Raw genomic sequence first — 24,810 nt, 5'->3', positions numbered from 1 at the left:
ATTTATGGAGAATCTGTATTATAAACCTTCCGGCAAAGTGCCTGTAGGTGCACTTATTGGCTCACTGCTTGTCGGTATTGCAGGCGCCATCGTGCTGGCGGTTATCTACATTGCGCTGCAATGGTTTATCCCGATTGTTTACTTCAATGTATTCATCACCATTGGTTTTGGAGCAGGCCTATTTTTTGTTCTTAATTTCTGTTTCAAACAATGGAAGCTAAGGAATAAGGGTGTTGCTATGGTCATTACACTACTAGTCGCGCTAATCGGACTCTATGCGCAGTGGGCATTGTTCATTTCACTGATGTACAATGCCGAGGGCACCATGGGTGGGGATACATGGGTGAAGTCTTCTTTTAGTCTGGAAGGTTTTAAAGCATTTTTTATGCATCCGTCGTTTATTTGGGAAGCCATGCAGGGGCTTAATGAAGTGGGAACTTTCACGCTGAAAAAAAGTACGGTTTCGGGGGCAGCGCTATGGGCAGTGTGGGCTATCGAAATGGCGATCATTATCCTGACACCTATTATCCTGACTTTTCGTGGCATTACGATCTATCCTTTCTCGGAAAAAGATGAGGTCTGGATGAACAAGCGCGTGCTGCCCGGTAGATTAAAGTATGTTGAAGATAAAGACGCTGTTGTGAATACATTGGCCAATCATGATTTTGCCTATGTTTATGATCATCTATCGGAGGAAGAGGAACATTATTCCTATGCTACGGCCGAAGTTTATGAATCGGATACGGATGACTATCAGTATCTGACCGTTTACAACCATCAATTGGTTGACAAGAAGGGGAAACTGGAGGAAAAGAAAGATGAGGTAATCGAATTTTTGCGTGTTCGTAGAAATAGCCTGTAATATGGCTGGCGTTGTAAAACCTTATCCTGTAAAGTGCTTCGGCGAACAAGCGCTGAAGCACTTTGTCTCTGACTATGTGACCAGTTGACCACCCTTTGCCTTCCAGTCATTGATTGAAGGGCTATATATTTTAATGTTTTTTATGCCGTGTTTAGCCAGGATGGAAGCCGCGATCGTGGCGCGGTCACCAGACTGGCAGTGCAGATAGAGCTCTTTACGCTGATCGATTTTGTCGAGCTGGCTGCTAATCGTTCCGACAAATACATGGGTGGCATAGGGTAAATGACCCTCTGCAAATTCGGCTGCATTTCTGACATCCAAAATCTGGGTGTTAGGTTTTTTAAGCGCTTCTGCCATCTGTTCAAATCCGATGATCTGTTGTTGTTCGAGCGGCAGCTTCGATCCGGCCAACATATCGGGGGTGATGTATCCCGCTACATTGTCGAGCCCGATGCGCATGAGCTTGCGTGCTATATCATCCAGCTGATCCTGTTCGAGAATAAGGGCAAAAGGTTCATTATATTCGATGACCCAACCGGCCCAGGTCGTGAAGGATTTATTGTTCTGGATATTGATGCTGTTGCTGAGATACCCTTTGGCGAATTCAGATTTAGGTCTGGTATCGATGACCGCCGTCCCTGCCTGATAAAGCTGGCTAAACTCTTCCACCGAGAGTTTTGTATAATGAGGTACAGCCATTTGCAGCTGGCGTGGTATCTTATTGAGTTTTTTCATCATGGCAAAATAGCGGGGAGGTTCGGGCTGCCCGTCCAGAAGTTCTGCGATAAATTCTGTTTCATTTGCACCATATTGAAGCGCCCAGTTTCGTATACGTTCATAGCCGACTGTAGAACTGGGTACTGCGCCCAGCGCTTTACCGCAAGCGGAGCCAGCGCCATGTGCGGGCCAGACCTGGATATAGTCCGGTAAGGTCAAGAAATGCTGTAAGGACCTGAACATCTGCCGGGCACCAGCTTCTTTGGTTCCGATCAGTCCAGCAGCATTCTCCAGCAGGTCTGGCCTGCCGATGTCCCCAACAAAAACAAAATCCCCGGTAAATAGCATGACAGGTTCTTTTGTGGCAGGTGCGTCGACCAGCAGCAAGCTAATGCTCTCAGGGGTATGTCCGGGGGTATGGATGACATGAAAGACAAGGTTTCCAAGGGGTATCTGGTCTCCATCTTTTAATCCTATATGCGGAAATTCGTACTGCCAGTCTTCACCGCCTTCGTCGGAAAGATAGCACTGTGCACCGGTCAGCGCTGCCAGTTCCAACGTTCCTGAAAGATAATCGGCATGAATATGAGTTTCGGCAATATGCGTGATCTTTAGGTTATTTTTCTCAGCAATATCGAGATAGGTATCCACATCTCTTTTGGGATCAATGACCATGGCCACACCGAGGGCCTGACAGCCGATTAAATAACTCGAATGGGCTAAGGATGATTCAAAAATGTGTTGAAAATACATAATATGTGTTTTATTGATTGACGAATTGGATGCTTTCAGAAACAAGAATCAGTACGGCGATACTGATCAGGAAATACGCAAACATGCCCTGTAACCGCATGGTGTCCAGCCTGCCTTTCCACTTGTTGCCGAGCTGCAGTCCTATTAACGTGATTAGGGTAAAGATAACCAATATTGGCCAGTTCATATGGGCCCAGAAGTGATAATTTGCCATTAGTCCGAAAGAAGCATTGAGCCCGATGATCAATAAGGATGTGGAAATAGCCTGCTTGAGCGGGATTCCTAACAGCAATACCAAAGATGGTACGATGATAAAACCACCACCTGCGCCTACCAAACCCGTGATCAGGCCAACGAGCAGTCCTGATGCGATGGCTTTGGAGACCTGAACGATATTCATGTGGGCTGTGCTGGCTGCAGTCTGTCTTTTTCTGCTGATCATTGCTACCGCAGATAACAGAATCACAAACGCAAATAACAGCATAATAATATGGTTTCGGGAAATGAAGGTATTGTCAAAATCGACCTGTTGGGGAATGGCTGGTAAAAGGTATCGCTTTGTCAGATAGACGGACAGGATCGAGGGGACAAGAAAAACAGTGGTGATGTGCAGATCTATCTCCTTTTTTATCAAGGGAGTTATTGAGCCTATTATGGTAAGCGCGCCTATGGAGAATAGGGAATAATCCAGTGCATATTGTGGCTCGATGCGAAATATATACACAAAGATAGGAAGAGTCAGAATACTGCCACCGCTGCCCATAAGGCCCATCGATAAGCCTACCAAAATCGCCAATAGAAATCCGATTACAAGGATTAATTCCATTTTTCCGTTATATAAAGCCGAGGTATAAATCTTTGTCTGGGTTTAATTTAATGCGGTAGCTTATGACGGAGCAGTCCGTAAAGCCATGTCCCGAGAACAGCAAACAGCAGTGTGATGCCCATTGTCCAATAGCCAGCGCCCATCAGTGTAAATAGCGGGCCGGGGCAGGCTCCAGTCAAGGCCCAGCCGAGTCCAAAGATGGTGCCGCCTACTAAATAGCGTGTGATGCTCTTGTCTTTGTCGTGAAACTGAATTGGCATGCCGTTGCTGTCTTTAAGCTGCTTGCGTTTGATGATCTGTACGATGATGATGGCGGTACCTAGCGCTGATCCGATCATTCCATACATATGGAAGGAGCGAAACTGGAACATTTCGTAGATCCTGTACCAAGAAGCAGCCTCCGATTTGTAGAGGACGATTCCGAGCAATATGCCGATAGATATAAACTTGATTGCTTTCATTTTATGTAAAGATTAAGGGAAATAAAAAATGTACCATTACGATACCACCGATGAAAAAACCGATCACAGCAATGAGGGAAGGGATCTGAAAATTGCTTAAGCCTGAAATAGCATGACCGGACGAACAGCCACCTGCATATCTTGTTCCGAAGCCAATCAAAAGCCCGCCGATACTTAAGATCAGCAGCTGAAACAGGGAGCCATCGAAAATGAAAAGCGATTCGGGCAGATAACCCTGCAGCTGATCAATGATGCCCAGCTGCCTGAGGTCGGCAATACTCTGGGGATTGATCTGTGCGGCTCTGCCATCACTGAGAAAGTAGTGGGCAAGGAAACCACCCATGACCGTGCCGCAGGCTACCAGAAGATTCCAAGCCTGTGTTTTCCAGTCAAACCGGAAAAAGGAGGTGGTCTTACCAGCTCCGAATATTGTACACATGGTCCGCAGATTGCTGGACATGCCAAAATCTTTTCCTTGTTTTAACAGCAGGTACATAACTACTGCAATTAGAGGGCCTGAGATGTACCAGGGCCAGGGCTGTCTGATGTATTCTAATAACATGACACGTCGTTTTGAGTTACCTTACAAAGGTAAGCACTGCTCAGTCAAAAGCCTGTAACAAATGTTACCGTGGTATGAAATGTCTGTCGTTACATCGCATAATATTCGATGTTTGCCTCCCTGAAAGCTTCGACCAGCAGCGGGAGATCATCTTCTTTTTGAAAGAGTTTGTTGCGCCATGTACGGAAAGCAGCACCTTTGTTTTTGCTGATGATGATGAGATTTCCGCCCGAACGTTTGAGGTTCCGGATATGTGAGATGTCACTGAGCGGGATCACCAGCGTTTTCTTACTGTTGCTGACGGTCAATCTATCTGCCTCCAGTTGCCATGTCGACGGAAGAGCAGCCGATTTTACGGCAAGGAACATAGCTAGAGGAACCAGAAGAAGTGCAATGATAATCTTATATATTTCCTGTATTGGAACTTTTGACATACCTATTCCAATAATTACAATCGAGGTTAACAGGATAAACATGTATTTGCCACGATGCAATGTGGAAAGATGGAATGCTGGAGAATTACTCTTCATACTTCTTGATAAACTTACCTCTAGCATCAATATAGTAAAAATTTTCGAGGTCTTCACTCACCAGGGCCAATCCGTTTTCAAAAGCTTGGGCATTCTGAAATTGGAAAGGAATAATGACTTTTCCACTGTAGTCTATGTAACCGTATTTATCACCTTTAAAGGCAAGCAGTAATCTTTCGCCAGCAAAAGACAGAAACTCCTGACTGGAGGGAAGCAGCGCCTGGCCAGATTTGTCCACCAGCTGATAGGTTTGATTTTCAAGAATCAGGGCCAGATTGTCATGGTATTCGGCAACGATCTCGTACTTGGCAGGGATCAGTACATTGCCCTTAAAGTCGAGTACACCTGTCTGTTCGCCTTCATTATAGAGCGCATAGTTTAAGTTCGGAATGCTGATAAAATCATATTTTGCCGCCAGCAACTGTTTCCCGGTGCTATCCAGCAGGCCATATTTTTGGTCCTTCATAAATACGAGAGGAGCTCCTTCGATATCGAGGCTCAAGGATTCATACTGACAAGGAATAACCTCTTTACCCTGGAGGTCGATCAAGCCAAACATTTGTGCCGCATCAGATACGATGGCGAACTTGCCTACATAAGCGTAGATGGACGAATATTTAGCTGGGGTCAGTTTATTCCCTAAACTGTCCTGTACACCAAAATATTCAGTAGCGGGGTCCTGGTACCAGGATAAATTGTCGTTTAATGCAGAATCCGCGGTGGCATCGTCACGTTCACCTTCTTCGTAACCCTCTGGTATTTCAAATAAAGTTTTGTCAAAAGGAATTTCCTCCACTTTGGTGGCCTGAATGCCCAGTCCTGCTGCTCCGACATATAGAGCTGCACCCGGCACCTTTTCGAGGTAATCATAGGTGCCCCAATATAATTTTGGCAAATTTTCAGCGTACCAAACGGTGATCTCTGTTTGCGGATCGTTGGTGCCTTCCAGATTGAATATTGCTTTTTTACAGGCTATGCCGGCAATTATCTTTTTCTCATTGGGGATAAGCCTAATCTGCAGGTCGCTGGAGTATGCATAGTCGCCCTCCGCCGAAGTTTCGATAAGTTTGCCCGAAGCAATTTCCGTTGTCGTGTATGTTTTGCTGATTTCATCCAGCTGATAGGAGGTCTGCTGGGCAAGGTCGCTTATCTGCACGGATTTTCCGAACAGCAAGGTCTCGACACGTATTTGATCTTTGGAAATATACGCACGCATCAAGCTTTCCCCCTGGTCCGCCAGAATTTTGATAAACTCCGACGCAGAAGTGTCGGTCCCCGTTTCGGGATCGGCAAACTGATATGCTATTTTAAAAACCTTCTGTTGTGCAGTCCCCTTAGAGACACAAATCAGGGTGAAAATGCTTATGCAAAGAAAAAGATGTTTCATGTCTAATTAATTAAACAGCGAAAATATCGAAAATCGGCATCTTTGAGAAATAATCTTTTGTATTTGGTTAAAAATCATGCGAAAATTTTGATACTATTGTAGATAAATCGCATTTGTGGAATAATCGATTATTTGGCGACGACACTATGTAATCTTCGCGTCAATAGTGGAAAAGTATCATAAAAACGTCAAGAAAGTTACAAATTTCGTGACATACAGCGTCTTAGGTACGCCGTATAATGCTATTTTTGTATTTTACATCCCTTTAATTTACTTTTTAAAACAATATCTGTGGAACTATTGCTTATAGAGGACGAACCATCGGTCATTTCCTTGATCGAGAGAGGGCTAAAAGAGGAGGGCCATCACATCAGCATTGCAATGGATGGTTATACTGGTCTTAAAATGGCTGGTTTAAATCACTATGATCTGATATTGCTGGATGTCATGTTGCCGGGTATGAATGGTATGGATGTCTGCAGAAACATCCGGATGTCCAATAATGAGGTTCCCATAATCATTCTTACCGCGCTAAATCAGACTGAAGATATTGTTGAAGCGTTTGACCGGGATGCGGATGATTATCTGACCAAGCCCTTTCGTCTGGAGGAGCTGAAAGCACGGATCAACCGTTACAATAGAAAGTCCAAAGTCATCGTTGAACAGAAGAATATCCTGACCTTCGATGACCTACAGCTTGACCGGGACAGTAAGTCGGTGCAACGGGCGGGTGTACTCATAATACTTACCGCGACCGAGTTCCGCTTACTGGAGTTTTTGATGCTCAACCGCAATAAGGTGCTGACAAGGATCGATATTTTAGAAGAAGTATGGGGGATGGATGTAGATCTCAGTACGAATGTAGTTGATGTCTATGTGAATTATCTCCGCAAAAAAATCGATAAACAATTTGCACGTAAACTGATCCATACGGTTATTGGTATGGGCTATGTGATCCGTCATGAAAATTAGGACCAAGATCGTACTGTTATTTTCTATTATCAGCACGCTTTTGCTTGTTGTCTTTGCGCTGTATGTTTCTTACTTTACCTACGATAGTCTGCAGACGAAGTTCTTTCACCGTCTGGAGGAGAATGCGGTCATCGTTGGGGATCATATTGTCCATCAGAAGGAGGAGAACAAAGAGCTCTACATTCAGGTCAAGCGTAAATACCTTAAACAGCTTTCGGAAGGCACTGATCATCTGATACGGGTGGTAAAGGGCAGTGATAGTATTCGGTTTAAGCCTAATCTGCCCATGCCCATGGATTTTTACAGGGATGTTATCCGCACCGGTAAAGGGCGATATATGGATGACAAAACTGCATTTGTCGCGGTGTTTTTTAAAGATAGTCTGCATCACGATAACCTGATCGTGGTATCTGAAGGTGTAGACGAATACGGCCACGAGGAACAGCGGCAGCTGGACCGCACACTCATCACAGGCGGTTTTTTGGCGATCGTATTGATTATCATTATGTCTTTCTATTTTGCCGACCGCCTATTGAAACCGATTAAGGATATCAACCGGGATCTCGGGAAAGTGGATATTGCCAATCTCGATTATCGACTGTTCAGTAAGTTCAGCAACGACAGGGATGAACTAGGGGTCCTGATTGCCAACTTAAATTCGATGCTCAACCGTCTGGATATTTCTGTGCAATCGCAGCAGAGCTTTATCGGTAATGCCTCGCATTCGCTTAAAACGCCCTTGACGATTATTGGCGGTGAGGCTGAGCTGGCACTGCATCTGATTCCGAAAGAGCATGAAGCCCGTTTTTCGCTGGAAACCATTGCCAGATACGCCGATAAAATGGAGCTTATCATCAATAATCTCCTGCAGCTTTCACGTATGGGTTTTAAAGGAGAAGTGGATAACAAGGTCATTATCCGGATTGATGAACTGTTGTACGAAATATACAAGGCAGAACGAAGCATAAACAAGGATTTCCGCCTCTCTTTTGACTTTACCGAAATCCCCGAAGACAGCGATGAACTCACGGTCTATGCGAATCCTGATCTGCTTTACATCGCTTTCAGCAATATTATTTCCAATGCCTATAAATATGGTAACAATAAGCAGGTTCAAGTGTCGATCAGCTGCGATGATCACAATATCACTGTCAAGGTGTTTGACAAAGGAATCGGTATTCCCCAAAAAGACCAGCCCCATATTTTCACTTCTTTCTACCGTGCTTCCAATGTCGGAGATATCTATGGAAATGGGCTGGGGCTCGTGCTCGCGAAGAATATTTTTGATCTGCATGGTGCGGAACTAATGCTTTATTCCGCTGAAGGACAGGGTACTCAGGTGCTGGTCACCCTTCCGAAAGCAGCGTTCTAATTTCATTTTAATCTCATCCTTATTTCATTTTTAAATTGCTGGGATATACTTGTGCCAGAGACAAGGTATATCATATGAAACCATCAAAATTTATTCAATCCATCGAGAATAAATAAATCTGATAGTTTCATTACCAATAAAGCAAGTTATACGGATGAAAAAAACACTTACACTTATTGCAATATCGGGCTTGAGCGTGGCCAGCTTGCATGGACAGGAGCAGACGGCAGCAGACTCTCTTACGGCAGGACGGTCCAGCTTGCTATTAAAAGAACCTGCAAGGGCGAAGCTCTTCCAATTGGATGTTTTGCTTCGTGCCGGATTGCAGGTCGATAATGCCGACGGTTCTTCTCAAGCAAAAGCGAATCTGGACGATGCGCGTATTTTGATGAGTGGTGACTATAACGAGCAGCTTTCCTATAAAGTTCGTTTTCGGCTGAATAGGTCATTTGGTCCCACAAGTCAGGATAATGCATCCCGTGCATTGGATATGGCGTACATCAAGTACAAATTTGGTAAGGATCGTAAATGGTCTGTTACAGCAGGTAAGCAAAGCGCGATTGTCGGTAGTTACGAATTTGAAAATAATCCGATCTATGAGTATAAATTTACCGATTATGTGGACCGGATCTTGAATCTGTTTGTCGTTGGAGGAACCTTATCCTATGAGATTGATGCTAACCATTCCGTGCATGCCCAAGTCTATAATACCACCAATGACAGTTTCATGGATGTGCATACCAAAAATGGTTTCGGGGTGGGTGAGCTGGAGCGCTCTGATGTGCCGATGGGCGCATATTTGACCTGGGTAGGCGCTTTTATGGACAAAAAGATCCATACAAAGTGGTCTTATAATATATCTCAGTTTGCTAAAGGACATACCAATCATTCCGTTTCCCTGGCGAATAAGTTGAAGACCGCCAAGCAGATGCTATATCTGGACTTGCAGTATTCATATTTAGGGGTTGACCATGCGTTGATCGCGTCATCGGCAATCAACGACTTTTACGGACGCACCGGTACGGCCCGTGTACTGGCAAAAGATGTCAACTATGCTTCAGCCATTCTGCGGTATGATCAGTTTTTAAGCAAAAAATGGGAACTGGCGCTCAAGGCCGGTTACGAAACCGCTGGCGCCAGGGATGACGATCAGCTCGGTAAAAACTTCCGTCAGAACTGGACCTATTTTGCCGCGCTGCAGCACAAGCCTTTTCACAATCAGGATTTACGATTTTACCTTGGTTACGTAGGTAACACGGTAAATTACAAGGGATATATGAATATGGACGAGAGCCAGTACAACCGTATTGCCTTTGGCGCATACTTTACCATACCAGTGTTGTAATGATTCCTTTAACAAAATAACAAAAATTTATTTTTTATGCGTTTAACACCAAGAGAAACAGAAAAGCTGCTACTGCACCTAGCAGGTGAATTGGCGGCAAAGCGGCTCAAGCGTGGGGTGAAATTGAACTACCCCGAATGTATTGCCTATATCAGTGCACAGATTATGGAGGAAGCGAGAGACGGTAGGTCTGTTGCCGACCTGATGGCTTATGGTACCACTTTGCTGAAGAGAAGCCAGGTCATGGAGGGGGTGCCTGAGATGATCCATGATGTACAGATTGAGGTTACCTTTCCCGACGGTACCAAGCTGGTGACTGTCCATGATCCAATTCGTTAATAAAATCCAATTGATATGATTCCAGGAGAATACATTTTAAAAAAAGAAGAGATCAAAGCTAATGTGGGTCATAGGACCACAAGCCTTGTTGTCAAAAATGAGGGCGACAGACCCATTCAGGTCGGCTCGCATTATCATTTTTTTGAAGCGAACAAACTGCTTTCTTTTGACCGTGAAAAAGCGTTTGGCATGCGCTTGAATATACCCGCCAGTACAGCGGTACGTTTCGAACCCGGAGAGCAGAAATCTGTTGTGCTGGTCGAGTTTGGAGGAAATAAAGAAATTCACGGCTTTAACGGACTGACAAACGGTAAATACACCGACCAGAACGTCAAATCCAAGGCGGTGGAGAAAATGAAAAAATTAAAATTCAGACAATCTAAATAAAATAGAATGGGAGGATGGAATAGACGCGAATGGATCAAGGTGGTGGGACTCACGACATTGGGTTCTACGGTTGGTCTACATGCACTTGGTTTAGATAAACTAGGTTTAGACAAATCATCTGTAAAATATATTGATGGGGAACTTTATATCCCCAGAGACAAATATGCGGCACTTTTTGGTCCGACTACGGGCGATAAAGTACGTCTGGCGGATACGGAGCTCTTTATTGAAATTGAAAAAGATTTCAACGTTTACGGTGAAGAGAATAAATTCGGTGGTGGAAAAACGATCCGCGACGGTATGGGGCAGTCGGCACGTGCATTGCGGGACGAGGACGTATTGGACTTTTGTATCACCAATGTGATTATCATTGATCACTGGGGGATTGTAAAAGGTGATATCGGGATCAAAGACGGTAAAATTGTCGGTATCGGCAAAGCAGGTAATCCCGATGTACAGGATGGGGTTACCAAAGGCATGGTCATCGGCGCTTCGACCGAAGTGCATGGCGGGGCCGGCTATATCCTTACGGCCGGAGGTATTGATACCCACATCCATTTTATATCGCCACAACAGATTGAAACCGCACTTTATTCGGGGGTAACAACATTCATCGGCGGCGGAGCAGGCCCGGCAGACGGCACGCTTGCCACCACGGTCACCTCGGGAAAATGGTATATCGAACGCATGTTTGAAGCCTTTGAGAACTTGCCGATCAACGTGGGATTCTTCGGAAAAGGGAATGTTTCAACAACCAAACCGATCGAAGAACAAATTGAAGCCGGTGCACTGGGTGTCAAAATCCACGAGGACTGGGGCGCAACACCCGCGACTATTGATGCCGCATTGAAGGTTGCTGATAAATACGATGTACAGGTGGCTATACACACCGATACGCTCAACGAAGCGGGTTTCCTGGAAGATACTGTTGCAGCAATTGACGGACGTGTTATCCATACCTTCCATACTGAAGGAGCTGGGGGAGGTCACGCGCCTGATATCATCAAAATTGCAATGTACCCGAATATCCTGCCGGCGTCTACCAACCCGACAAAACCATTTACGGTGAATACAGCAGAAGAACATCTGGATATGTTGATGGTGTGCCATCACCTGGATAAGAATGTGAAGGAAGACGTGGCATTTGCGGATTCTCGGATTCGCCCGCAGACCATCGCTGCTGAGGATATTCTTCAGGATATGGGGGTATTCTCCATCATGAGCTCGGATAGCCAGGCAATGGGCCGTGTCGGAGAAGTGATTTCACGGACTTTCCAGACAGCGCATAAGATGAAAGTACAGCGCGGACCATTGGCTGAGGATAAAGGGAAAGATAATGACAACTTCCGTGTCAAACGCTATGTGTCCAAATTTACGATCAATCCAGCGAAAGCACATGGTATCGATAAGTATATCGGATCCATAGAAAAAGGTAAATATGCGGATCTGATCTTATGGAAACCCGAACTGTTTGGTGTGAAGCCCGAATTGGTGATCAAGGCGGGAATGATTTTGGGTGCGAAGATGGGCGATGCCAATGCGTCTATTCCTACACCGCAGCCAATTATCTATCGGCCAATGTTTGGAAATTATGGTAAGGCCGTTTCGAAACTGTGTTTCAACTTCGTTTCAAAAGTATCGCTCGAAAATGGCAATATCGAAAAATTGAATTTATCCCGCAAGTGTCTTCCCGTCGAAGGATGCCGTACGGTGATGAAAAAGGATATGGTGCATAATCACGCCACACCGGACATCGTGGTGAATCCAGAAACGTATGAAGTAACGGTAGATGGTGTTTTGGCTACCTGTGAGCCTTTAAAGGAGCTTCCGATGGCACAACGCTACTTCCTGTTCTAATTGATATCCTATGATTTTAGCAAGCGACATTAAAGGCAATATTCGGAACGAAAAGCAAAAAAATGACAGCCTTGAGCTGGACTTTTTGGAGCTCGAATGGTTTGATACAGAGAAGCGTGTCATCCGCGGATTTACGGTCCAGGGCCGCGAGATCGGATTCAGAAATTTGGGTGAGCAGCCCTTATTTGATGGCGACATTCTGTTTGAAACGGCGCAGTTCCGTATCGTTGTCCGAATATTGCCCTGTCCTTGTCTGGTCGTGCGGCCAAAAAATAGATTGGACATGGCACGAATATGTCTGGAAATAGGGAATAAGCATATCCCTATTTTCATTAACGCAGCACACGAGATCATCGCTGCATATGAAAATCCATTGTGGGAGCAGCTGCATAGAGCCGGTTTTACTCCCGTCCGCGAATTACGAGTAATCGAACGGACACATACCCTGCGGATACATCAATATGCCGTGGTGCAAAATAAAATCACATTAGCGAAGGAAATCCGTAGAAATGTTGATGCTGGGTATTCTGGTGCTGATGAAACAACCCGGGCATTCTATATGCCCATAGATGAAAAATAATTTACGTATGAATCCATTGTTGACATTGATGCAGATCAATGATTCTGTTTTTCCGATCGGAGGGTTTACCCATTCATATGGGTTGGAAACTTACATTACCAAAGGAATCGTGCATGATTCGAAGTCTGCGAAAGTGTATGCGCAAACTTTGCTGGAGCACAGCTTTTTCTACAACGATGCAGCTTTCTTTCATAAAGCCTGGCAACTGTGCGAAACAAAGGCGACCAAAAAGAAAGTCGCGGAACTGGATGCGCTGGTTACCGCTTTTAAAGCCGCCTACGAGATCCGGGACGCCAGCAAAAAACTGGGCATACGGTTTCTGAAACTCACTGAAAAACTGCAGCCCGTCAAACGTTGTTCGGCCTACCTGAAAGCCATCAATGCTCAGGAAGTGCATGGGCATTATGCTATTGCGTTTGCAATGTTTGCTCAGGCACAGGGGATTCATTATGCCGATGCACTGAGCGCTTTTTATTACAATTCACTCAACGGTATTATGACCAACTGCGCAAAATTAGTCCCCATCAGCCAGATGGATGCGCAACAGATCCTATTTAAGCTCCAGCCGCTGATTAGCAGACTGGTTGCCGCTCAACCTGCATTGGCTGACGATCTGATTGGAAATTGTTGTATCGCACAAGATATCCGATGTATGCAGCACGAGAAGTTATATACACGAATTTATATTTCATAAACAAGTAAAAGATAAGATGTCGAAAAGAAAATATGTAAAAATTGGTGTTGCCGGACCGGTGGGCTCTGGTAAGACGGCTTTAATTGAAAGGCTGACACGTTCGATGTCGGCAAACTATAGTATTTGTGTTGTTACAAATGATATTTATACCCGTGAAGATGCCATGTATCTGCAGAAAAATTCAGCCTTGCCAGCGGAACGTATTATCGGTGTGGAGACGGGTGGATGCCCACATACGGCGATCCGTGAAGATGCTTCCATGAATATTGAGGCCGTGGAGGAGCTGGCGAGCCGTTTTGAGGATGTTGAGCTTATCTTTGTGGAAAGTGGTGGGGACAATCTGACTGCGACATTCAGTCCTGATCTCGCTGACCTGACCATTTTCGTACTCGATGTGGCCGAGGGAGAAAAGATGCCCCGTAAGGGCGGGCCCGGCATCACACGTTCGGACCTGCTGCTGATCAACAAAATTGACCTGGCACCGTATGTACATGCCGATCTGGAAGTCATGCGCCAGGACACTTTAAAAATGCGTGGCGACCGTCCCTTCATTTTTACAAACCTGATGACGTTGGAAGGCCTGGAAGACGTGAAGAAATGGATCAGAAAATATGCCTTATTAGAACAAGTCGGTTAAAAGGAACAACACATGGATAGCAAGATTACATTACATGTAGCCAAGGAAGAAGGCAGAAGCAGATTGAAAGAGAGCTACCATAATGCTCCTTACAAATTGACACATTATGGCGCGCCGAATCTGACGGATCATCTGGAAATGATCATTATGAGTGCCTCACCGGGCATCATGGATACCGACCATCTGCATATTGATGTCCATGTCAGGAGGGAAGCCCATTTAAAGCTATTTACACAGTCTTTCAATAAGTTGCATCCCATGAAAACGGGAGCCAGTCAACATACCGATGTTCATGTTGCCGAGGGCGGCATTTTTCACTATATCCCCCATCCGGTGACACCGTTTAAGGATTCTATTTTCAAGGCTACCAACCAGATTCACCTGGCCGGAGATGCGGTACTGATGTGGGGAGATATTATCAGTGTGGGACGTATCCATATGAAAGAAGCTTTTGAATTTGAAAGGCTACATACGCAGACGAAGATCTTCCGCGCAGGTAAGCTGGCTTTTATCGATAATCAGCTGCTGATCCCAAAGGAACAGCCGATCCAAAAAATGCTGTTTTTTGAGGGTTATACCCATCAGGCAACATTTTTGTTTTCTGCTGTCTTCGCTCAGGAGCTTAAAGCTGAGCTTGACGAAATCTTAACGGTAGAGTACAATGATATCTCATATGGATTTACACTGGCTTCACCGGAGGTGATCATTCTGCGGGCGTTGGGCTCAGACGGCGAACTGCTATACGATTTTCTACATATGCTGGGGCAGCTCTGCTGGGATTTTACGATGCACAAGCGGTCAGAGTCAAAGGACGCTGTGGCTGAAGAAGGGAATCCGGCGCCTTTGCCCATTGTAGCCGAAGCGGATGCGGTGAAAGAGAAAAGGAAAAAAACACCACCGCGGCCGGGGGCTGGCAAAATAAAAGAAGAAAAATTGAAGTATGCATAAATCTCAAATACCGGAAGAAATCCTTATTGATTACATTCCTGATTTGGAACATGTCAAATTCAGCCGCGAGTCGGATATTCTGGACTTGTCTTATTTCGAAGTAAATAAACGTGTTATCCAGCGTAAAACCAGAAAAGGCAATCTTGTCAAAATACAGCGGGATGATAGTACAGCCCTGCGCTCTGGGCAGTGTATCTACTATAGAGACGACGTATTCATTCAGGTAAATATTCTGCCTTGCCTGTGCGTCTTGCTTGACAGTGACAACCTTTCTGTGGTGGGTGAGTTTTGTTTTGATGTGGGAAACCGGCATTTGCCGGTTTATCTCAAAGCAGACGGCAGGTTTGCCGTTTCCTATGATGGCCGGCTATATCAGGCGCTGAAAGAAAAATATAACGGCTGTATCGCGCTGGAGAATGCTGTTCTGGAACCTGATGAGCAGATTACCTATATTACTTGCCTACGCAAATAAGTCTATTACTCCGCCATCTCGTGCTATTGCCGTTGTTGTTATCCAGCTGCTCTCCTTTGCCTGGGCCAACCTTGAAAATCAGAAAAATTGTGCATTTTTGCACTTATGATATTTAGTGCAGCATTGCAAGACTGGTATCGGCAGCATAAGCGCGATCTGCCGTGGCGCGAGACAACAGACCCATATAAAATCTGGCTTTCGGAGATTATCCTGCAACAGACCCGTGTTGAACAAGGGATGCCTTATTATCTACGGTTTGTGGAGCGGTTTAACACTGTCGTGGACTTTGCCAATGCTGAAGAAGATGAGATTTTGCAGCTTTGGCAAGGACTGGGTTATTACTCGAGAGGTAGAAATATGCATAAAGCTGCGCGGATTGTCCGCGACGAATATGGTGGTGTTTTTCCTGTGGAATACAGTACTCTACTGAAGCTGCCAGGAATTGGCGAATATACAGCTGCTGCTATTTCGTCGTTTTCCAGCAATGAAGCACAGGCCGTACTGGACGGCAATGTGTTTCGTGTTCTTGCCCGATATTATGGAATTGATACTCCCATTAATTCGACTGAGGGAAAAAAGATTTTTACCGCCATTGCCCGGGAGAATCTGGACCGTGAGCACCCAGCAGAGTATAATCAGGCAATTATGGACTTCGGCGCAATCCATTGCAAGCCGAAGCAACCGCTCTGCAGTGAATGCTCGCTGAGCACATCTTGTCATGCCCTGCATCAGGGAGATGTGGCCCGACTGCCTGTTAAGTTGAAATCTAAAGCAAGTAAAGACAGGTATTTCAATTATTTTATTGTTAGCGATGGGGAACGTATATTGATGTCCAGGCGCGGAGCAGGCGATGTGTGGCAACATCTTTACGAATTTCCGTTGATAGAGTCTGAACGTACGCTTGATATTCCGGACGTTCTTGAAAATACAGAATTTGTTCAGTATTTCGGTCAGAAGGTTACTCTTAAGGTCTTACAAAAGCAGACCAGACATGTGCTGAGTCATCAGAATATATACGCCACCTTCTTTCAGGTGCGCTTAGATGGTGATCTCAAGCAAAAAAAATCCAGCTGGGATTATGTATTTTTAAAAGATTTAGATAAATTAGCTAAACACAAGTTGATCTTTACTTTTTTGGAAAGATCCAATTTTTAACCATTTATGCTTTTAAATTATGTCAGGAGTTAACAAAGTTATTTTAGTCGGGCATCTCGGAAAAGATCCGGAAATTCGTTATTTAGAAGGCAATGTCTCGGTTGCCAGTTTTCCATTGGCAACTTCAGAAACGTATAATAAAGACGGTAAGCGAGTCGAACAGACCGAATGGCACAATATTGTGATGTGGCGGGGCCTGGCGGATGTGGCTGTAAAATATTTAATGAAGGGTAAGCTGGTCTATATCGAAGGCCGTTTACGCACACGTACCTATGAAGATAAGGAAGGTATCAGGCGCTATGCTACTGAAGTGGTTGCCGAAACGTTCACACTTTTGGGCCGTAAATCAGATTTTGAGCCAGCGAGTGGGGCGGGCGCAGCTAATACAGGAAATACCCAAGCTCAGAAGGTTGAAGATAAGGAAATTGAAGTTGATTTTACTGAAAACGACGAGGAGGATAACCCGCTTCCATTTTAATTGCGGTCCGGGTTATACACCGAAATGTTTTCTACCATACCAAGAAAAAGAGCCGAGCGAATTGGCTCTTTTTTTTGAAAACGCAGGGCTTCGACTTATTCAGTGCTCGAGAGCGCTTCATCCAGCGTATTGATCAAAGTGCATTCGGCAGGTCTTTGTCGCTATTGCTGCTATTCATCGGTTATATGTCATTTTTCTACCATTCGTAAACATCGGGCTTAATCGGGTCCGAAAACAGCTTTAGTTTAATTGTTTACCTGTTTTCCACGTGCGGACCGCGAATGTCAAAATTTCTTTTTAGCCGAAATTTTGGCTATGTTTGCGCTAATTATGTTGCAAGATAAAATTACGCAGTATACTGAAGAAATTAGGGCATTTGCCCCATCATCTTCAGCCGATGTAGAAAATTTCAGATTGAAATTTTTGGTTTCCAAAGGGATAGTGAAAAATCTTTTTGATGAATTCAAAACAGTTACGCCTGAAGAGAAACGTACTTTGGGAAAAGTGCTTAATGAATTTAAGCAGCTGGCAGAAGCTACCTTTAAAGAGGCACAGGAAAAATTCGGCTCTTCCGAAAAGCAACAGGCGCAGCAAAAGGAGGGTGATTTGACTTTGCCGGGCAATGGGTTCCAGCTGGGGTCAAGACATCCTATCTCGCTGGTGCGCAAGGAAATTGTTGAGATCTTTAAAAAATTAGGTTTCGTCGTTTCCGAAGGTCCGGAAATTGAAGACGACTGGCATAATTTTTCAGCGTTGAATTTCCCGCCGGAACATCCGGCGCGTGACATGCAAGACACGTTTTTTATCAAAAAGCAGGAGGGTAACGATATCACTTTAAGGACGCATACGTCATCGGTTCAGGTACGTTTAATGGAAGCAGGTAAGCCACCTTTTCGTGCCATTATGCCGGGACGTGTCTATAGGAATGAAGCGATTTCAGCACGGGCGCATTGTTTCTTTCATCAGGTAGAGGGCTTATATGTGGACGAGAATGTATCATTTGCCGACCTGAAACAAACCTTGTATCATTTTGTTCAGGAAATGTATGGTGAGGGAACTAAGGTCCGTTTTCGCCCATCGTACTTTCCGTTTACAGAGCCCTCTGCTGAAATGGATATTTCTTGTACCATCTGTAAAGGTGCAGGATGTAATCTTTGTAAATATTCTGGCTGGGTAGAAATCCTGGGTTGTGGTATGGTGGATCCGAATGTATTGGAGAATTGCGGAATAGACAGCAAGAAATATTCGGGCTTTGCATTTGGTATGGGTATCGAGCGTATCACCAACCTCAAGTATGTCATTAAAGATTTACGCCTTTTTTCTGAAAATGATGTCCGTTTCCTGTCTCAGTTTGAAACGGAATTAATATAAAATAAAAATGGGAACTGTAGAAGCCATCACATTGTTGCCTGCCTCCACGCTAACGCTGGCCTGCGTGGAAAACCAGAATAATGTGATGTGCTGTAGTCCCGGACAAGTAAGCGTCATGCGTCCTTGTATTATCTGAAGAGTATGGAACCAGATTATATTATTGAATCCATAAAAAGAACAGCACGGGAACTTTTTCGTCAGAATGGTTATCATAAGACCAGCGTCAATGCACTTGCAAAAAAGGCTAAGATAGCCAAGGCAACGGTTTACAAGTATTTTGATAGTAAGGAAATGATTTTACATGCCATACTGATGGATTATCTTCGGGCGAGCCTGCAAGATATCTTAAGGACGACAAAATACGATGACGATATGGCTTCTTTTTTGGCTTATACGATACTTCGTGTGAGCCGACTGACCTACACAGCATGTAACGAGCTGATCGGCTGGGAATTTATCCGCGAATCCGCGAATGCGCAGGAATACCTGAAAATGCTTTCTGAGGATCTGGAGTTTCTGCTGCTCAGTACCTTTATTCAAAACGAGAAAATTAGTGAAGCAATCAGTGAGGACAAGCTGACTTTTCTAATTAAATCGAGCAAAAGTATTGTGTTCTCATTTGCTTTTACTGCGGTGTCGGATGCCGACGTTCGTAAAAACTTTATTTCCTTCCAAAAAGAAATCTTGCCTTATCTGGTTCAGGCAACGGTGTTGTAAGGTTTCCGTTCGCTTGCGCCTCATTGTTGTAAAGAATTGCACCATTGCCCCTAAGGCGCAATTTATTCCACTGAAAAATCCTGATAAAAATTGTATTTTTGCGAACTATGAGTAGAAGAATTCCGCAAGAAAAAAAGTTTTTAAAAGATATTGCCATCATTGATATTGCCGAGGAGGGCAGAGGTGTTGGGAAAACAGATGATTTGGTGTTGTTTGTTGAAAAGGCTGTTCCAGGTGATGTGGTTGATGTGGAGCTGATGCGCAAGAAGAAAAACTTTGCGGAGGCCAGGGTAACCCACCTGAAAGAAGCTTCTTCTTATCGGGTTGCGCCATTTTGTGAACATTTTGGTGTTTGTGGCGGCTGCAAATGGCAGCATATGAGCTATGATTCCCAGCTGAAATTTAAACAGCAGTCTGTCGACAATGCACTATCACGTATTGGGAAGGTGGATACCTCTTCCATGGAGCCTATCCTAGGTTCTGCGCAGACCGAATACTATCGTAATAAATTAGAATATACATTTTCCAATAAGAAATGGCTGACCTCTGTTGATGAGGATGCTACCCAGCTGCAGATGAACGCCCTGGGCTTCCACGTACCGGGACGGTTTGACAAAATTCTGGACATTGACCATTGTTTTCTTCAGGAAGATCCTTCCAATAAGGTGCGCAACGCCATTCGCGATTTTGCGATCAGTCGCGGCATCACGTTCTATGATCTGCGCGAGCATACGGGTGTGCTGCGTAATCTGATCATCCGCATTTCGTCCACAGGCGAAATGATGGTTATCGTTGTCTTTGCCTACCCCGAACCGGCACAGGTGGAAATGCTTATGGAATTTATCAACCAGCAGTTTCCGCAACTGGCCTCGCTTCTCTACATTATTAATCAGAAGCGAAACGATACCATTTTTGATCAGGACATCCATGTTTATGCGGGCCGCGATTTTATTTATGAGGAGATGGAAGGCCTCAAGTACAGGGTGGGTCCCAAATCATTTTATCAGACCAATTCGGCACAAGCGTATGAACTCTACAAGATCACACGCGAGTTTGCTGATCTAAAGGGCGATGAACGGGTGTATGACCTATATACCGGAGCAGGTACTATTGCCAATTTCGTGGCGAAGAATGCTAAGGAAGTCATCGGGGTTGAATATGTACCGAGTGCAATTGAAGATGCAAAAGTAAATTCTTCCATCAACAATATTCACAATACGAAATTCTATGCAGGGGATATGAAGGAGGTGCTGACGCCTGCTTTTATTGCAGAACATGGCAAACCTGATGTCGTGATCACTGACCCGCCGAGAGCGGGGATGCATGCCGATGTTGTGGAGCGTCTGCTGGAGATGGAATCTCCACGTATTGTTTACGTCAGTTGCAACGCTGCAACCCAGGCCAGGGATCTGACTTTGTTGGCGGAAAAGTATACGGTGAAGCGGATTAAGCCTGTTGACATGTTTCCTCATACGCAGCATGTGGAAAATGTCGTTCTATTGGAATTAAAGAAATAATGTCATGGAAGTAGAGGATTTTTTTTTAGGAGCATCGAAAGACGACACAGCGGCGTCCGCCGGTCAGAGTCCGCTAAAAAGTTTACAGGCAGACCTCGATTTTTATAACGAGTCCCTGCGCGAGGTAGCCTTAGAAATTATAGAAGGTGAGTATTCTGCGTATCCAATTTTCGTGGCCCATCAACATGAGGTTTCTGTGGGAGAGGTGATCTTGGACCGGACAGAGCTGGAAACCAACTGGACCATCAATGCATCTACCTTGGAGGAATTTGTTGAGATCGGGATTATTCAGGAGGATCGCAAAGCTGTCTTTATGCAGAATTATAAACCGGCTAAAGAATATATGTGCTTGTTTGTGGTTGTTGCTGAGGGGGCTAATTTCGTCTTCTATCCTTATAAATAGGGACGTAATATTTAAACTTTTTTAACAATACAATTGTCAAACTATTATTACTTTTAAAAAGTAGGCTGGATGTATTGTGTCTAAAGCAGATATCCGGGGGATCGTGGAAATGCGCACCCGCTACAATTTGAAATGCTGATAAAGGCGTAGACTGATAACGATATCCAATGAAAAGAATACACATACATATAGGGGTTCTGAGCATCTTATTGTTGCTTTTGTTGACGGCTGGGGCTGTCACGGCGCAGCATATACAAAAGGTTTCGGGTATGGTCATGCAGAAAGGTACAGCAAACCGGATCGGTGATGTTGTGGTGCTCAATTTACGTACCCACCGTTCAGCGTTGACCAATTCCTTTGGTGTTTTTACGATTGATGCATCGGTAGGGGATTCTCTTTCTTTTACTAAAGTCGGATTTTCGCCAGTGAAGACCGTTCTGACGGACTTAAAGGAATTTTATATTGAAATGCAGGAAGGGATAAAACTGGAGACGGTGATCGTGGAGCGCAAGTCTAAGGAAGCGGAGTTGAACGAGGCAATGAGCAACTACTCGAAAAAAGGTGTTTACAACGGCGGGAAAAATAAATTCGGTACTTATCTCGGAAGTCCGGCGACTGCCCTTTATAATCTTTTCGGCAGGGAAGCAAAAAATGCCAAACGTTTTGGGCGTTTCATGGACAGGGAAAAGGAGGAACTACAGGTGGACCGTATATTTTCGCGGGAGGCTGTCCGTAATTTAACCAAGTTAGATAGTGCTGATCTGGACGCTTTTATGGTACGGTACCGTCCATCCTTTGACCTTGCGGAACACTGGGGACAATATGACCTGATGCATTATGTAAAACAGTCCCTGGAAGACTTTAATGCCAAAGGACGTCCAAAGGGCTCTTTGTTGCCCGATATTGAAGTAAAGACACAGGAGAAATAAAACATTTTTCGTTTGCTGCTGTTAGTCTCTATACCTATAAACGGGGCGGCCTATTTGTAGCTTGTTGTCGTCATTTATCGAATTGGAGGCATGATTTTCGGTATGTCGTCACAAAAAAGTTGAAAAAGGATGCTTTTGGCACTTTGTTTGATTTTGTCATTAACAGAATTTAGTTTGAATATTAAAAGTCTTAGATAGATATGAAAATGAATAGAAAATTGGCTGTATTTGGTTTGACTGTTGCGACCTCAGCTATGTTATTTGGAAGTTGTTCGACGATCCAAAATACGAATAATGCAACCAAAGGTGGCGTAATCGGTGGTGTTGCCGGCGGTGCCTTGGGCGCTTTAATTGGCGGTAAAGCTGGTAATACAGCCATCGGAACTTTGGCGGGAGCTGCAATCGGTGGTGCTGCCGGGGTGCTGATCGGTAAGAAGATGGATAAGCAGGCCGCTGAAATTACCAAAACCGTAGAGGGAGCTGAAGTTACTCAATCTGCTGAAGGTATCGTGGTTAAATTTGACTCTGGTATTCTGTTCGATTTCAATAAATCTGACCTAAAACCTTCTGCAAAGGATAACATTGCGAAGCTGGTGACTACTTTAAACAAAGAGCCTGGTACAGAAATTCTTGTCATTGGTCATACAGACAATGTAGGTACTTTGGCCGCAAATGAAAAGGTATCGTTGGATCGTGCCAATTCTGTGCGTGCTTTTGCAGTATCCAAAGGATTGGCCTCTTCAAGAATCCGTACCGAAGGAAGAAACTTTGCTGAGCCCATCGCGAGCAATGATACCGAAGCAGGACGCGCACAAAACCGTCGTGTGGAGATCGTGATCGTAGCAGGTGATCAAATGAAACAAGAAGCCAAACAACAGGCTGGTCAATAGATAATCAATTAGCGAGGCTCTGTTAGGCTAATCCTGGCGAAGTTGGTGACTAAAACATAGAAGGCGTTGAAAAAGTTCAGCGCCTTTTTTGTGAAATTTGACAAAGTATAAACCATATTATGGCTGACAAACTGTCATTTTATGAATATTAATTTCTAACTTTGTAGTCTTTGAAAATTGAGCTATGTTAGATTTAACACATACAACTAAGGAACACGACGAGTCGCGTCAAGGAGAGGCATTGTTGCTGGAGCAGGATCCGAAGATCAGTAACGGACGGAAGCTGTATATTGAAAGTTACGGCTGCCAGATGAACTTTTCGGATAGTGAGATTGTTGCTTCTATTTTGTTGGACAAAGGGTTTGAGACGACCAAAAACTATCAGGAAGCTGACGTTGTTTTTATCAATACTTGTTCAATCCGTGAAAACGCAGAACAGCGTGTCCGTAACCGGCTAAAGGAATTTGAAGCGGCGAAGACCAAAAACCCAGGAATGATCGTGGGGGTATTGGGCTGTATGGCTGAGCGTTTAAAATCCAAGTTTCTTGAAGAAGAAAAGCTCGTTGATGTGGTCGTTGGCCCGGATGCCTACAGGGATCTGCCAAACTTAATTGACAAGGTTGATGACGGTACCAAGGCTGTGAATGTGCTCTTGTCAAGAGAGGAGACATATGCCGATATCAATCCGGTACGCTTAAATTCGAATGGCGTCACGGCATTTATTTCGATTATGCGCGGTTGTGACAACATGTGTTCGTTCTGTGTAGTTCCATTTACCAGAGGGCGTGAGCGGAGCCGTGATCCACATTCTATTGTGAAGGAAGCGCAGGATTTATTCAATGCCGGATATAAAGAAGTGACTTTGTTGGGGCAAAATGTGGATTCCTATAAATATACAGCCCCAGTTGCAGAGGGCGAAGCTGTGGGGGAGACCGTGAATTTTGCGAAGCTGTTAACTATGGTTGCCGCTGTAAGTCCACTTTTAAGGGTACGTTTCTCCACTTCGCATCCCAAAGATATTACCGACGAAGTGTTGCATGCGATTGCTGCACACGAAAATATATGTAATTACATCCACTTGCCCGTACAGTCCGGAAACTCCAGAATATTGGAGTTGATGAACCGTACCTATGATCGCGAATGGTATATGGAACGTGTTGATGCCATTCGTCGTATTATCCCGGATTGTGCAATCTCCACCGATGTGATTACAGGTTTCTGTACTGAAACAGAAGCCGAGCATCAGGAGACATTGTCCATGATGGATTATGTAAAATATGATTTTGCCTATATGTTTGCTTACTCGGAACGTCCGGGTACGTTGGCGGCAAAGCGTTATGAGGATGATATTCCAGAAGATGTAAAAAAACGTCGCCTTACCGAAGTGATCAACAAGCAACGCGACCATAGCCTGTACCGTTATCAGCAGTTCGTCGGGAAAGTGTGTAAAGTGTTGATAGAAGGGTTCTCGAAAAGATCAGAATTTGATTTCTGCGGACGTAATGATCAAAATGCGCTTGTTGTGTTCCCAATCGATCCACGTTACAAACAAGGAGACTATGTCAATGTTTTGATCGAGTCTTGTACTTCGGCGACGTTATTGGGTAAAATTGTCGATTAATAAACTAATATAAATTTATTTCCAGCTG

The 24,810-nt window shown here is 44.5% G+C and carries 27 protein-coding genes and 1 pseudogene; 22 read left to right on the top strand and 6 right to left on the bottom strand.

The window, feature by feature from the left end; all coding sequences use genetic code 11:
* Positions 1-4 precede the first annotated feature (4 nt).
* Positions 5-862 (top strand): hypothetical protein, encoded by an 858-nt coding sequence (locus tag K7A41_RS04045; protein ID WP_265712705.1) that lies wholly within the window; start codon positions 5-7, stop codon positions 860-862.
* A 72-nt stretch (positions 863-934) separates the two neighbouring features.
* On the opposite strand, the gene K7A41_RS04040 is transcribed toward K7A41_RS04045, so the two are convergent.
* The 6 genes from K7A41_RS04040 to K7A41_RS04015 all read right to left on the bottom strand — a co-directional run bounded on the left by K7A41_RS04040 (position 935) and on the right by K7A41_RS04015 (position 6,098).
* Positions 935-2,332 (bottom strand): MBL fold metallo-hydrolase, encoded by a 1,398-nt coding sequence (locus K7A41_RS04040; protein WP_265712704.1) that lies wholly within the window; start codon positions 2,330-2,332, stop codon positions 935-937.
* Positions 2,333-2,342: 10 nt separating this feature from the next.
* Complete coding sequence (locus K7A41_RS04035) at positions 2,343-3,158, bottom strand: sulfite exporter TauE/SafE family protein (protein ID WP_265712703.1); 816 nt, start codon at positions 3,156-3,158, stop codon at positions 2,343-2,345.
* 47 nt (positions 3,159-3,205) lie between these two features.
* The gene (locus K7A41_RS04030; RefSeq protein WP_265712702.1) at positions 3,206-3,619 is read right to left on the bottom strand and encodes a DUF6691 family protein; all 414 of its coding nucleotides are present in this window, start codon (positions 3,617-3,619) and stop codon (positions 3,206-3,208) included.
* 1 nt (position 3,620) lies between these two features.
* Complete coding sequence (locus K7A41_RS04025) at positions 3,621-4,181, bottom strand: YeeE/YedE family protein (protein ID WP_028070734.1); 561 nt, start codon at positions 4,179-4,181, stop codon at positions 3,621-3,623.
* An 89-nt stretch (positions 4,182-4,270) separates the two neighbouring features.
* Positions 4,271-4,615, bottom strand: coding sequence for a hypothetical protein (locus K7A41_RS04020; protein WP_265712701.1), 345 nt, complete (start codon positions 4,613-4,615; stop codon positions 4,271-4,273).
* Between the two features lie 85 nt (positions 4,616-4,700).
* Positions 4,701-6,098 (bottom strand): WG repeat-containing protein, encoded by a 1,398-nt coding sequence (locus K7A41_RS04015; RefSeq protein ID WP_265712700.1) that lies wholly within the window; start codon positions 6,096-6,098, stop codon positions 4,701-4,703.
* A 291-nt stretch (positions 6,099-6,389) separates the two neighbouring features.
* Between K7A41_RS04015 and K7A41_RS04010 the strand changes: the two genes are divergently transcribed.
* The 21 genes and pseudogenes from K7A41_RS04010 (at position 6,390) to miaB (ending at position 24,782) form a co-directional block, all read left to right on the top strand.
* Positions 6,390-7,070, top strand: a complete 681-nt coding sequence (locus K7A41_RS04010; RefSeq protein WP_265712699.1) for a response regulator transcription factor — start codon at positions 6,390-6,392, stop codon at positions 7,068-7,070.
* On the top strand, positions 7,060-8,442 hold the full coding sequence (locus K7A41_RS04005) for a sensor histidine kinase (protein WP_265712698.1): 1,383 nt from the start codon (positions 7,060-7,062) through the stop codon (positions 8,440-8,442). The genes K7A41_RS04010 and K7A41_RS04005 overlap by 11 nt, the downstream gene beginning before the upstream one ends.
* Before the next feature lie 154 nt (positions 8,443-8,596).
* A complete protein-coding gene (locus tag K7A41_RS04000; protein ID WP_265712697.1) occupies positions 8,597-9,787 on the top strand; it encodes a porin in 1,191 nt (396 codons plus the stop codon).
* Between the two features lie 36 nt (positions 9,788-9,823).
* The gene (gene ureA / locus K7A41_RS03995; protein ID WP_028070728.1) at positions 9,824-10,126 is read left to right on the top strand and encodes an urease subunit gamma; all 303 of its coding nucleotides are present in this window, start codon (positions 9,824-9,826) and stop codon (positions 10,124-10,126) included.
* A 15-nt stretch (positions 10,127-10,141) separates the two neighbouring features.
* Positions 10,142-10,438, top strand: a pseudogene (gene ureB, locus K7A41_RS03990) (urease subunit beta); the annotation flags it as partial.
* 81 nt (positions 10,439-10,519) lie between these two features.
* Positions 10,520-12,370, top strand: coding sequence for an urease subunit alpha (ureC, locus tag K7A41_RS03985; RefSeq protein ID WP_081817916.1), 1,851 nt, complete (start codon positions 10,520-10,522; stop codon positions 12,368-12,370).
* A gap of 10 nt (positions 12,371-12,380) precedes the next feature.
* Complete coding sequence (locus K7A41_RS03980; RefSeq protein WP_265712696.1) at positions 12,381-12,950, top strand: urease accessory protein UreE; 570 nt, start codon at positions 12,381-12,383, stop codon at positions 12,948-12,950.
* Positions 12,940-13,644 carry an urease accessory protein UreF gene (locus K7A41_RS03975; RefSeq protein WP_232048640.1) on the top strand — a complete coding sequence of 235 codons (705 nt, stop codon included), beginning with the start codon at positions 12,940-12,942 and terminating at the stop codon, positions 13,642-13,644. The genes K7A41_RS03980 and K7A41_RS03975 overlap by 11 nt, the downstream gene beginning before the upstream one ends.
* 16 nt (positions 13,645-13,660) lie before the next feature.
* Entirely contained in the window at positions 13,661-14,281 is a 621-nt protein-coding gene (ureG, locus tag K7A41_RS03970) for an urease accessory protein UreG (RefSeq protein WP_028070724.1), read from the top strand.
* Between the two features lie 12 nt (positions 14,282-14,293).
* On the top strand, positions 14,294-15,229 hold the full coding sequence (locus tag K7A41_RS03965) for an urease accessory protein UreD (RefSeq protein ID WP_265712695.1): 936 nt from the start codon (positions 14,294-14,296) through the stop codon (positions 15,227-15,229).
* A complete protein-coding gene (locus tag K7A41_RS03960) occupies positions 15,222-15,701 on the top strand; it encodes a hypothetical protein (protein ID WP_051607049.1) in 480 nt (159 codons plus the stop codon). The genes K7A41_RS03965 and K7A41_RS03960 overlap by 8 nt, the downstream gene beginning before the upstream one ends.
* 105 nt (positions 15,702-15,806) lie before the next feature.
* A complete protein-coding gene (gene mutY, locus K7A41_RS03955) occupies positions 15,807-16,856 on the top strand; it encodes an A/G-specific adenine glycosylase (RefSeq protein WP_265712694.1) in 1,050 nt (349 codons plus the stop codon).
* Positions 16,857-16,875: 19 nt separating this feature from the next.
* Positions 16,876-17,334: a single-stranded DNA-binding protein gene (locus K7A41_RS03950; RefSeq protein WP_265712693.1), complete on the top strand. Its 459-nt coding sequence runs from the start codon at positions 16,876-16,878 to the stop codon at positions 17,332-17,334.
* Positions 17,335-17,664: 330 nt separating this feature from the next.
* Positions 17,665-18,705 (top strand): phenylalanine--tRNA ligase subunit alpha, encoded by a 1,041-nt coding sequence (pheS, locus tag K7A41_RS03945; protein ID WP_037533789.1) that lies wholly within the window; start codon positions 17,665-17,667, stop codon positions 18,703-18,705.
* A gap of 7 nt (positions 18,706-18,712) precedes the next feature.
* Positions 18,713-18,841: a hypothetical protein gene (locus tag K7A41_RS03940; RefSeq protein WP_265712692.1), complete on the top strand. Its 129-nt coding sequence runs from the start codon at positions 18,713-18,715 to the stop codon at positions 18,839-18,841.
* A 5-nt stretch (positions 18,842-18,846) separates the two neighbouring features.
* The gene (locus tag K7A41_RS03935; RefSeq protein ID WP_028070719.1) at positions 18,847-19,422 is read left to right on the top strand and encodes a TetR/AcrR family transcriptional regulator; all 576 of its coding nucleotides are present in this window, start codon (positions 18,847-18,849) and stop codon (positions 19,420-19,422) included.
* A gap of 107 nt (positions 19,423-19,529) precedes the next feature.
* Positions 19,530-20,939, top strand: a complete 1,410-nt coding sequence (gene rlmD / locus K7A41_RS03930; protein ID WP_265712691.1) for a 23S rRNA (uracil(1939)-C(5))-methyltransferase RlmD — start codon at positions 19,530-19,532, stop codon at positions 20,937-20,939.
* 4 nt (positions 20,940-20,943) lie between these two features.
* Positions 20,944-21,342: a hypothetical protein gene (locus tag K7A41_RS03925; RefSeq protein ID WP_265712690.1), complete on the top strand. Its 399-nt coding sequence runs from the start codon at positions 20,944-20,946 to the stop codon at positions 21,340-21,342.
* A 167-nt stretch (positions 21,343-21,509) separates the two neighbouring features.
* Positions 21,510-22,271, top strand: a complete 762-nt coding sequence (locus tag K7A41_RS03920) for a hypothetical protein (RefSeq protein WP_265712689.1) — start codon at positions 21,510-21,512, stop codon at positions 22,269-22,271.
* Positions 22,272-22,471: 200 nt separating this feature from the next.
* Positions 22,472-23,161, top strand: coding sequence for an OmpA family protein (locus K7A41_RS03915; RefSeq protein WP_028070716.1), 690 nt, complete (start codon positions 22,472-22,474; stop codon positions 23,159-23,161).
* A gap of 184 nt (positions 23,162-23,345) precedes the next feature.
* Positions 23,346-24,782 carry a tRNA (N6-isopentenyl adenosine(37)-C2)-methylthiotransferase MiaB gene (gene miaB, locus K7A41_RS03910; RefSeq protein WP_265712688.1) on the top strand — a complete coding sequence of 479 codons (1,437 nt, stop codon included), beginning with the start codon at positions 23,346-23,348 and terminating at the stop codon, positions 24,780-24,782.
* Positions 24,783-24,810 lie beyond the last annotated feature (28 nt).

Origin of the sequence: Sphingobacterium sp. InxBP1, from assembly GCF_026191775.1 — a bacterium.
In the GTDB taxonomy this organism is placed as follows: domain Bacteria; phylum Bacteroidota; class Bacteroidia; order Sphingobacteriales; family Sphingobacteriaceae; genus Sphingobacterium; species Sphingobacterium thalpophilum.
This window is presented reverse-complemented; position numbering and strand designations above follow the sequence as displayed.

Bases quoted from the DNA above. Each gene is read 5' to 3' on its own strand.
- K7A41_RS04045 (WP_265712705.1), top strand. From the start codon at position 5: ATGGAGAATCTGTATTATAAACCTTCCGGCAAAGTGCCTGTAGGTGCA.
- K7A41_RS04040 (WP_265712704.1), bottom strand. From the start codon at position 2,332: ATGTATTTTCAACACATTTTTGAATCATCCTTAGCCCATTCGAGTTAT.
- K7A41_RS04035 (WP_265712703.1), bottom strand. From the start codon at position 3,158: ATGGAATTAATCCTTGTAATCGGATTTCTATTGGCGATTTTGGTAGGC.
- K7A41_RS04030 (WP_265712702.1), bottom strand. From the start codon at position 3,619: ATGAAAGCAATCAAGTTTATATCTATCGGCATATTGCTCGGAATCGTC.
- K7A41_RS04025 (WP_028070734.1), bottom strand. From the start codon at position 4,181: ATGTTATTAGAATACATCAGACAGCCCTGGCCCTGGTACATCTCAGGC.
- K7A41_RS04020 (WP_265712701.1), bottom strand. From the start codon at position 4,615: ATGTCAAAAGTTCCAATACAGGAAATATATAAGATTATCATTGCACTT.
- K7A41_RS04015 (WP_265712700.1), bottom strand. From the start codon at position 6,098: ATGAAACATCTTTTTCTTTGCATAAGCATTTTCACCCTGATTTGTGTC.
- K7A41_RS04005 (WP_265712698.1), top strand. From the start codon at position 7,060: ATGAAAATTAGGACCAAGATCGTACTGTTATTTTCTATTATCAGCACG.
- K7A41_RS04000 (WP_265712697.1), top strand. From the start codon at position 8,597: ATGAAAAAAACACTTACACTTATTGCAATATCGGGCTTGAGCGTGGCC.
- ureA (WP_028070728.1), top strand. From the start codon at position 9,824: ATGCGTTTAACACCAAGAGAAACAGAAAAGCTGCTACTGCACCTAGCA.
- ureC (WP_081817916.1), top strand. From the start codon at position 10,520: ATGGGAGGATGGAATAGACGCGAATGGATCAAGGTGGTGGGACTCACG.
- K7A41_RS03980 (WP_265712696.1), top strand. From the start codon at position 12,381: ATGATTTTAGCAAGCGACATTAAAGGCAATATTCGGAACGAAAAGCAA.
- K7A41_RS03975 (WP_232048640.1), top strand. From the start codon at position 12,940: ATGAAAAATAATTTACGTATGAATCCATTGTTGACATTGATGCAGATC.
- ureG (WP_028070724.1), top strand. From the start codon at position 13,661: ATGTCGAAAAGAAAATATGTAAAAATTGGTGTTGCCGGACCGGTGGGC.
- K7A41_RS03965 (WP_265712695.1), top strand. From the start codon at position 14,294: ATGGATAGCAAGATTACATTACATGTAGCCAAGGAAGAAGGCAGAAGC.
- K7A41_RS03960 (WP_051607049.1), top strand. From the start codon at position 15,222: ATGCATAAATCTCAAATACCGGAAGAAATCCTTATTGATTACATTCCT.
- mutY (WP_265712694.1), top strand. From the start codon at position 15,807: ATGATATTTAGTGCAGCATTGCAAGACTGGTATCGGCAGCATAAGCGC.
- K7A41_RS03950 (WP_265712693.1), top strand. From the start codon at position 16,876: ATGTCAGGAGTTAACAAAGTTATTTTAGTCGGGCATCTCGGAAAAGAT.
- pheS (WP_037533789.1), top strand. From the start codon at position 17,665: ATGTTGCAAGATAAAATTACGCAGTATACTGAAGAAATTAGGGCATTT.
- K7A41_RS03940 (WP_265712692.1), top strand. From the start codon at position 18,713: ATGGGAACTGTAGAAGCCATCACATTGTTGCCTGCCTCCACGCTAACG.
- K7A41_RS03935 (WP_028070719.1), top strand. From the start codon at position 18,847: ATGGAACCAGATTATATTATTGAATCCATAAAAAGAACAGCACGGGAA.
- rlmD (WP_265712691.1), top strand. From the start codon at position 19,530: ATGAGTAGAAGAATTCCGCAAGAAAAAAAGTTTTTAAAAGATATTGCC.
- K7A41_RS03925 (WP_265712690.1), top strand. From the start codon at position 20,944: ATGGAAGTAGAGGATTTTTTTTTAGGAGCATCGAAAGACGACACAGCG.
- K7A41_RS03920 (WP_265712689.1), top strand. From the start codon at position 21,510: ATGAAAAGAATACACATACATATAGGGGTTCTGAGCATCTTATTGTTG.
- K7A41_RS03915 (WP_028070716.1), top strand. From the start codon at position 22,472: ATGAAAATGAATAGAAAATTGGCTGTATTTGGTTTGACTGTTGCGACC.
- miaB (WP_265712688.1), top strand. From the start codon at position 23,346: ATGTTAGATTTAACACATACAACTAAGGAACACGACGAGTCGCGTCAA.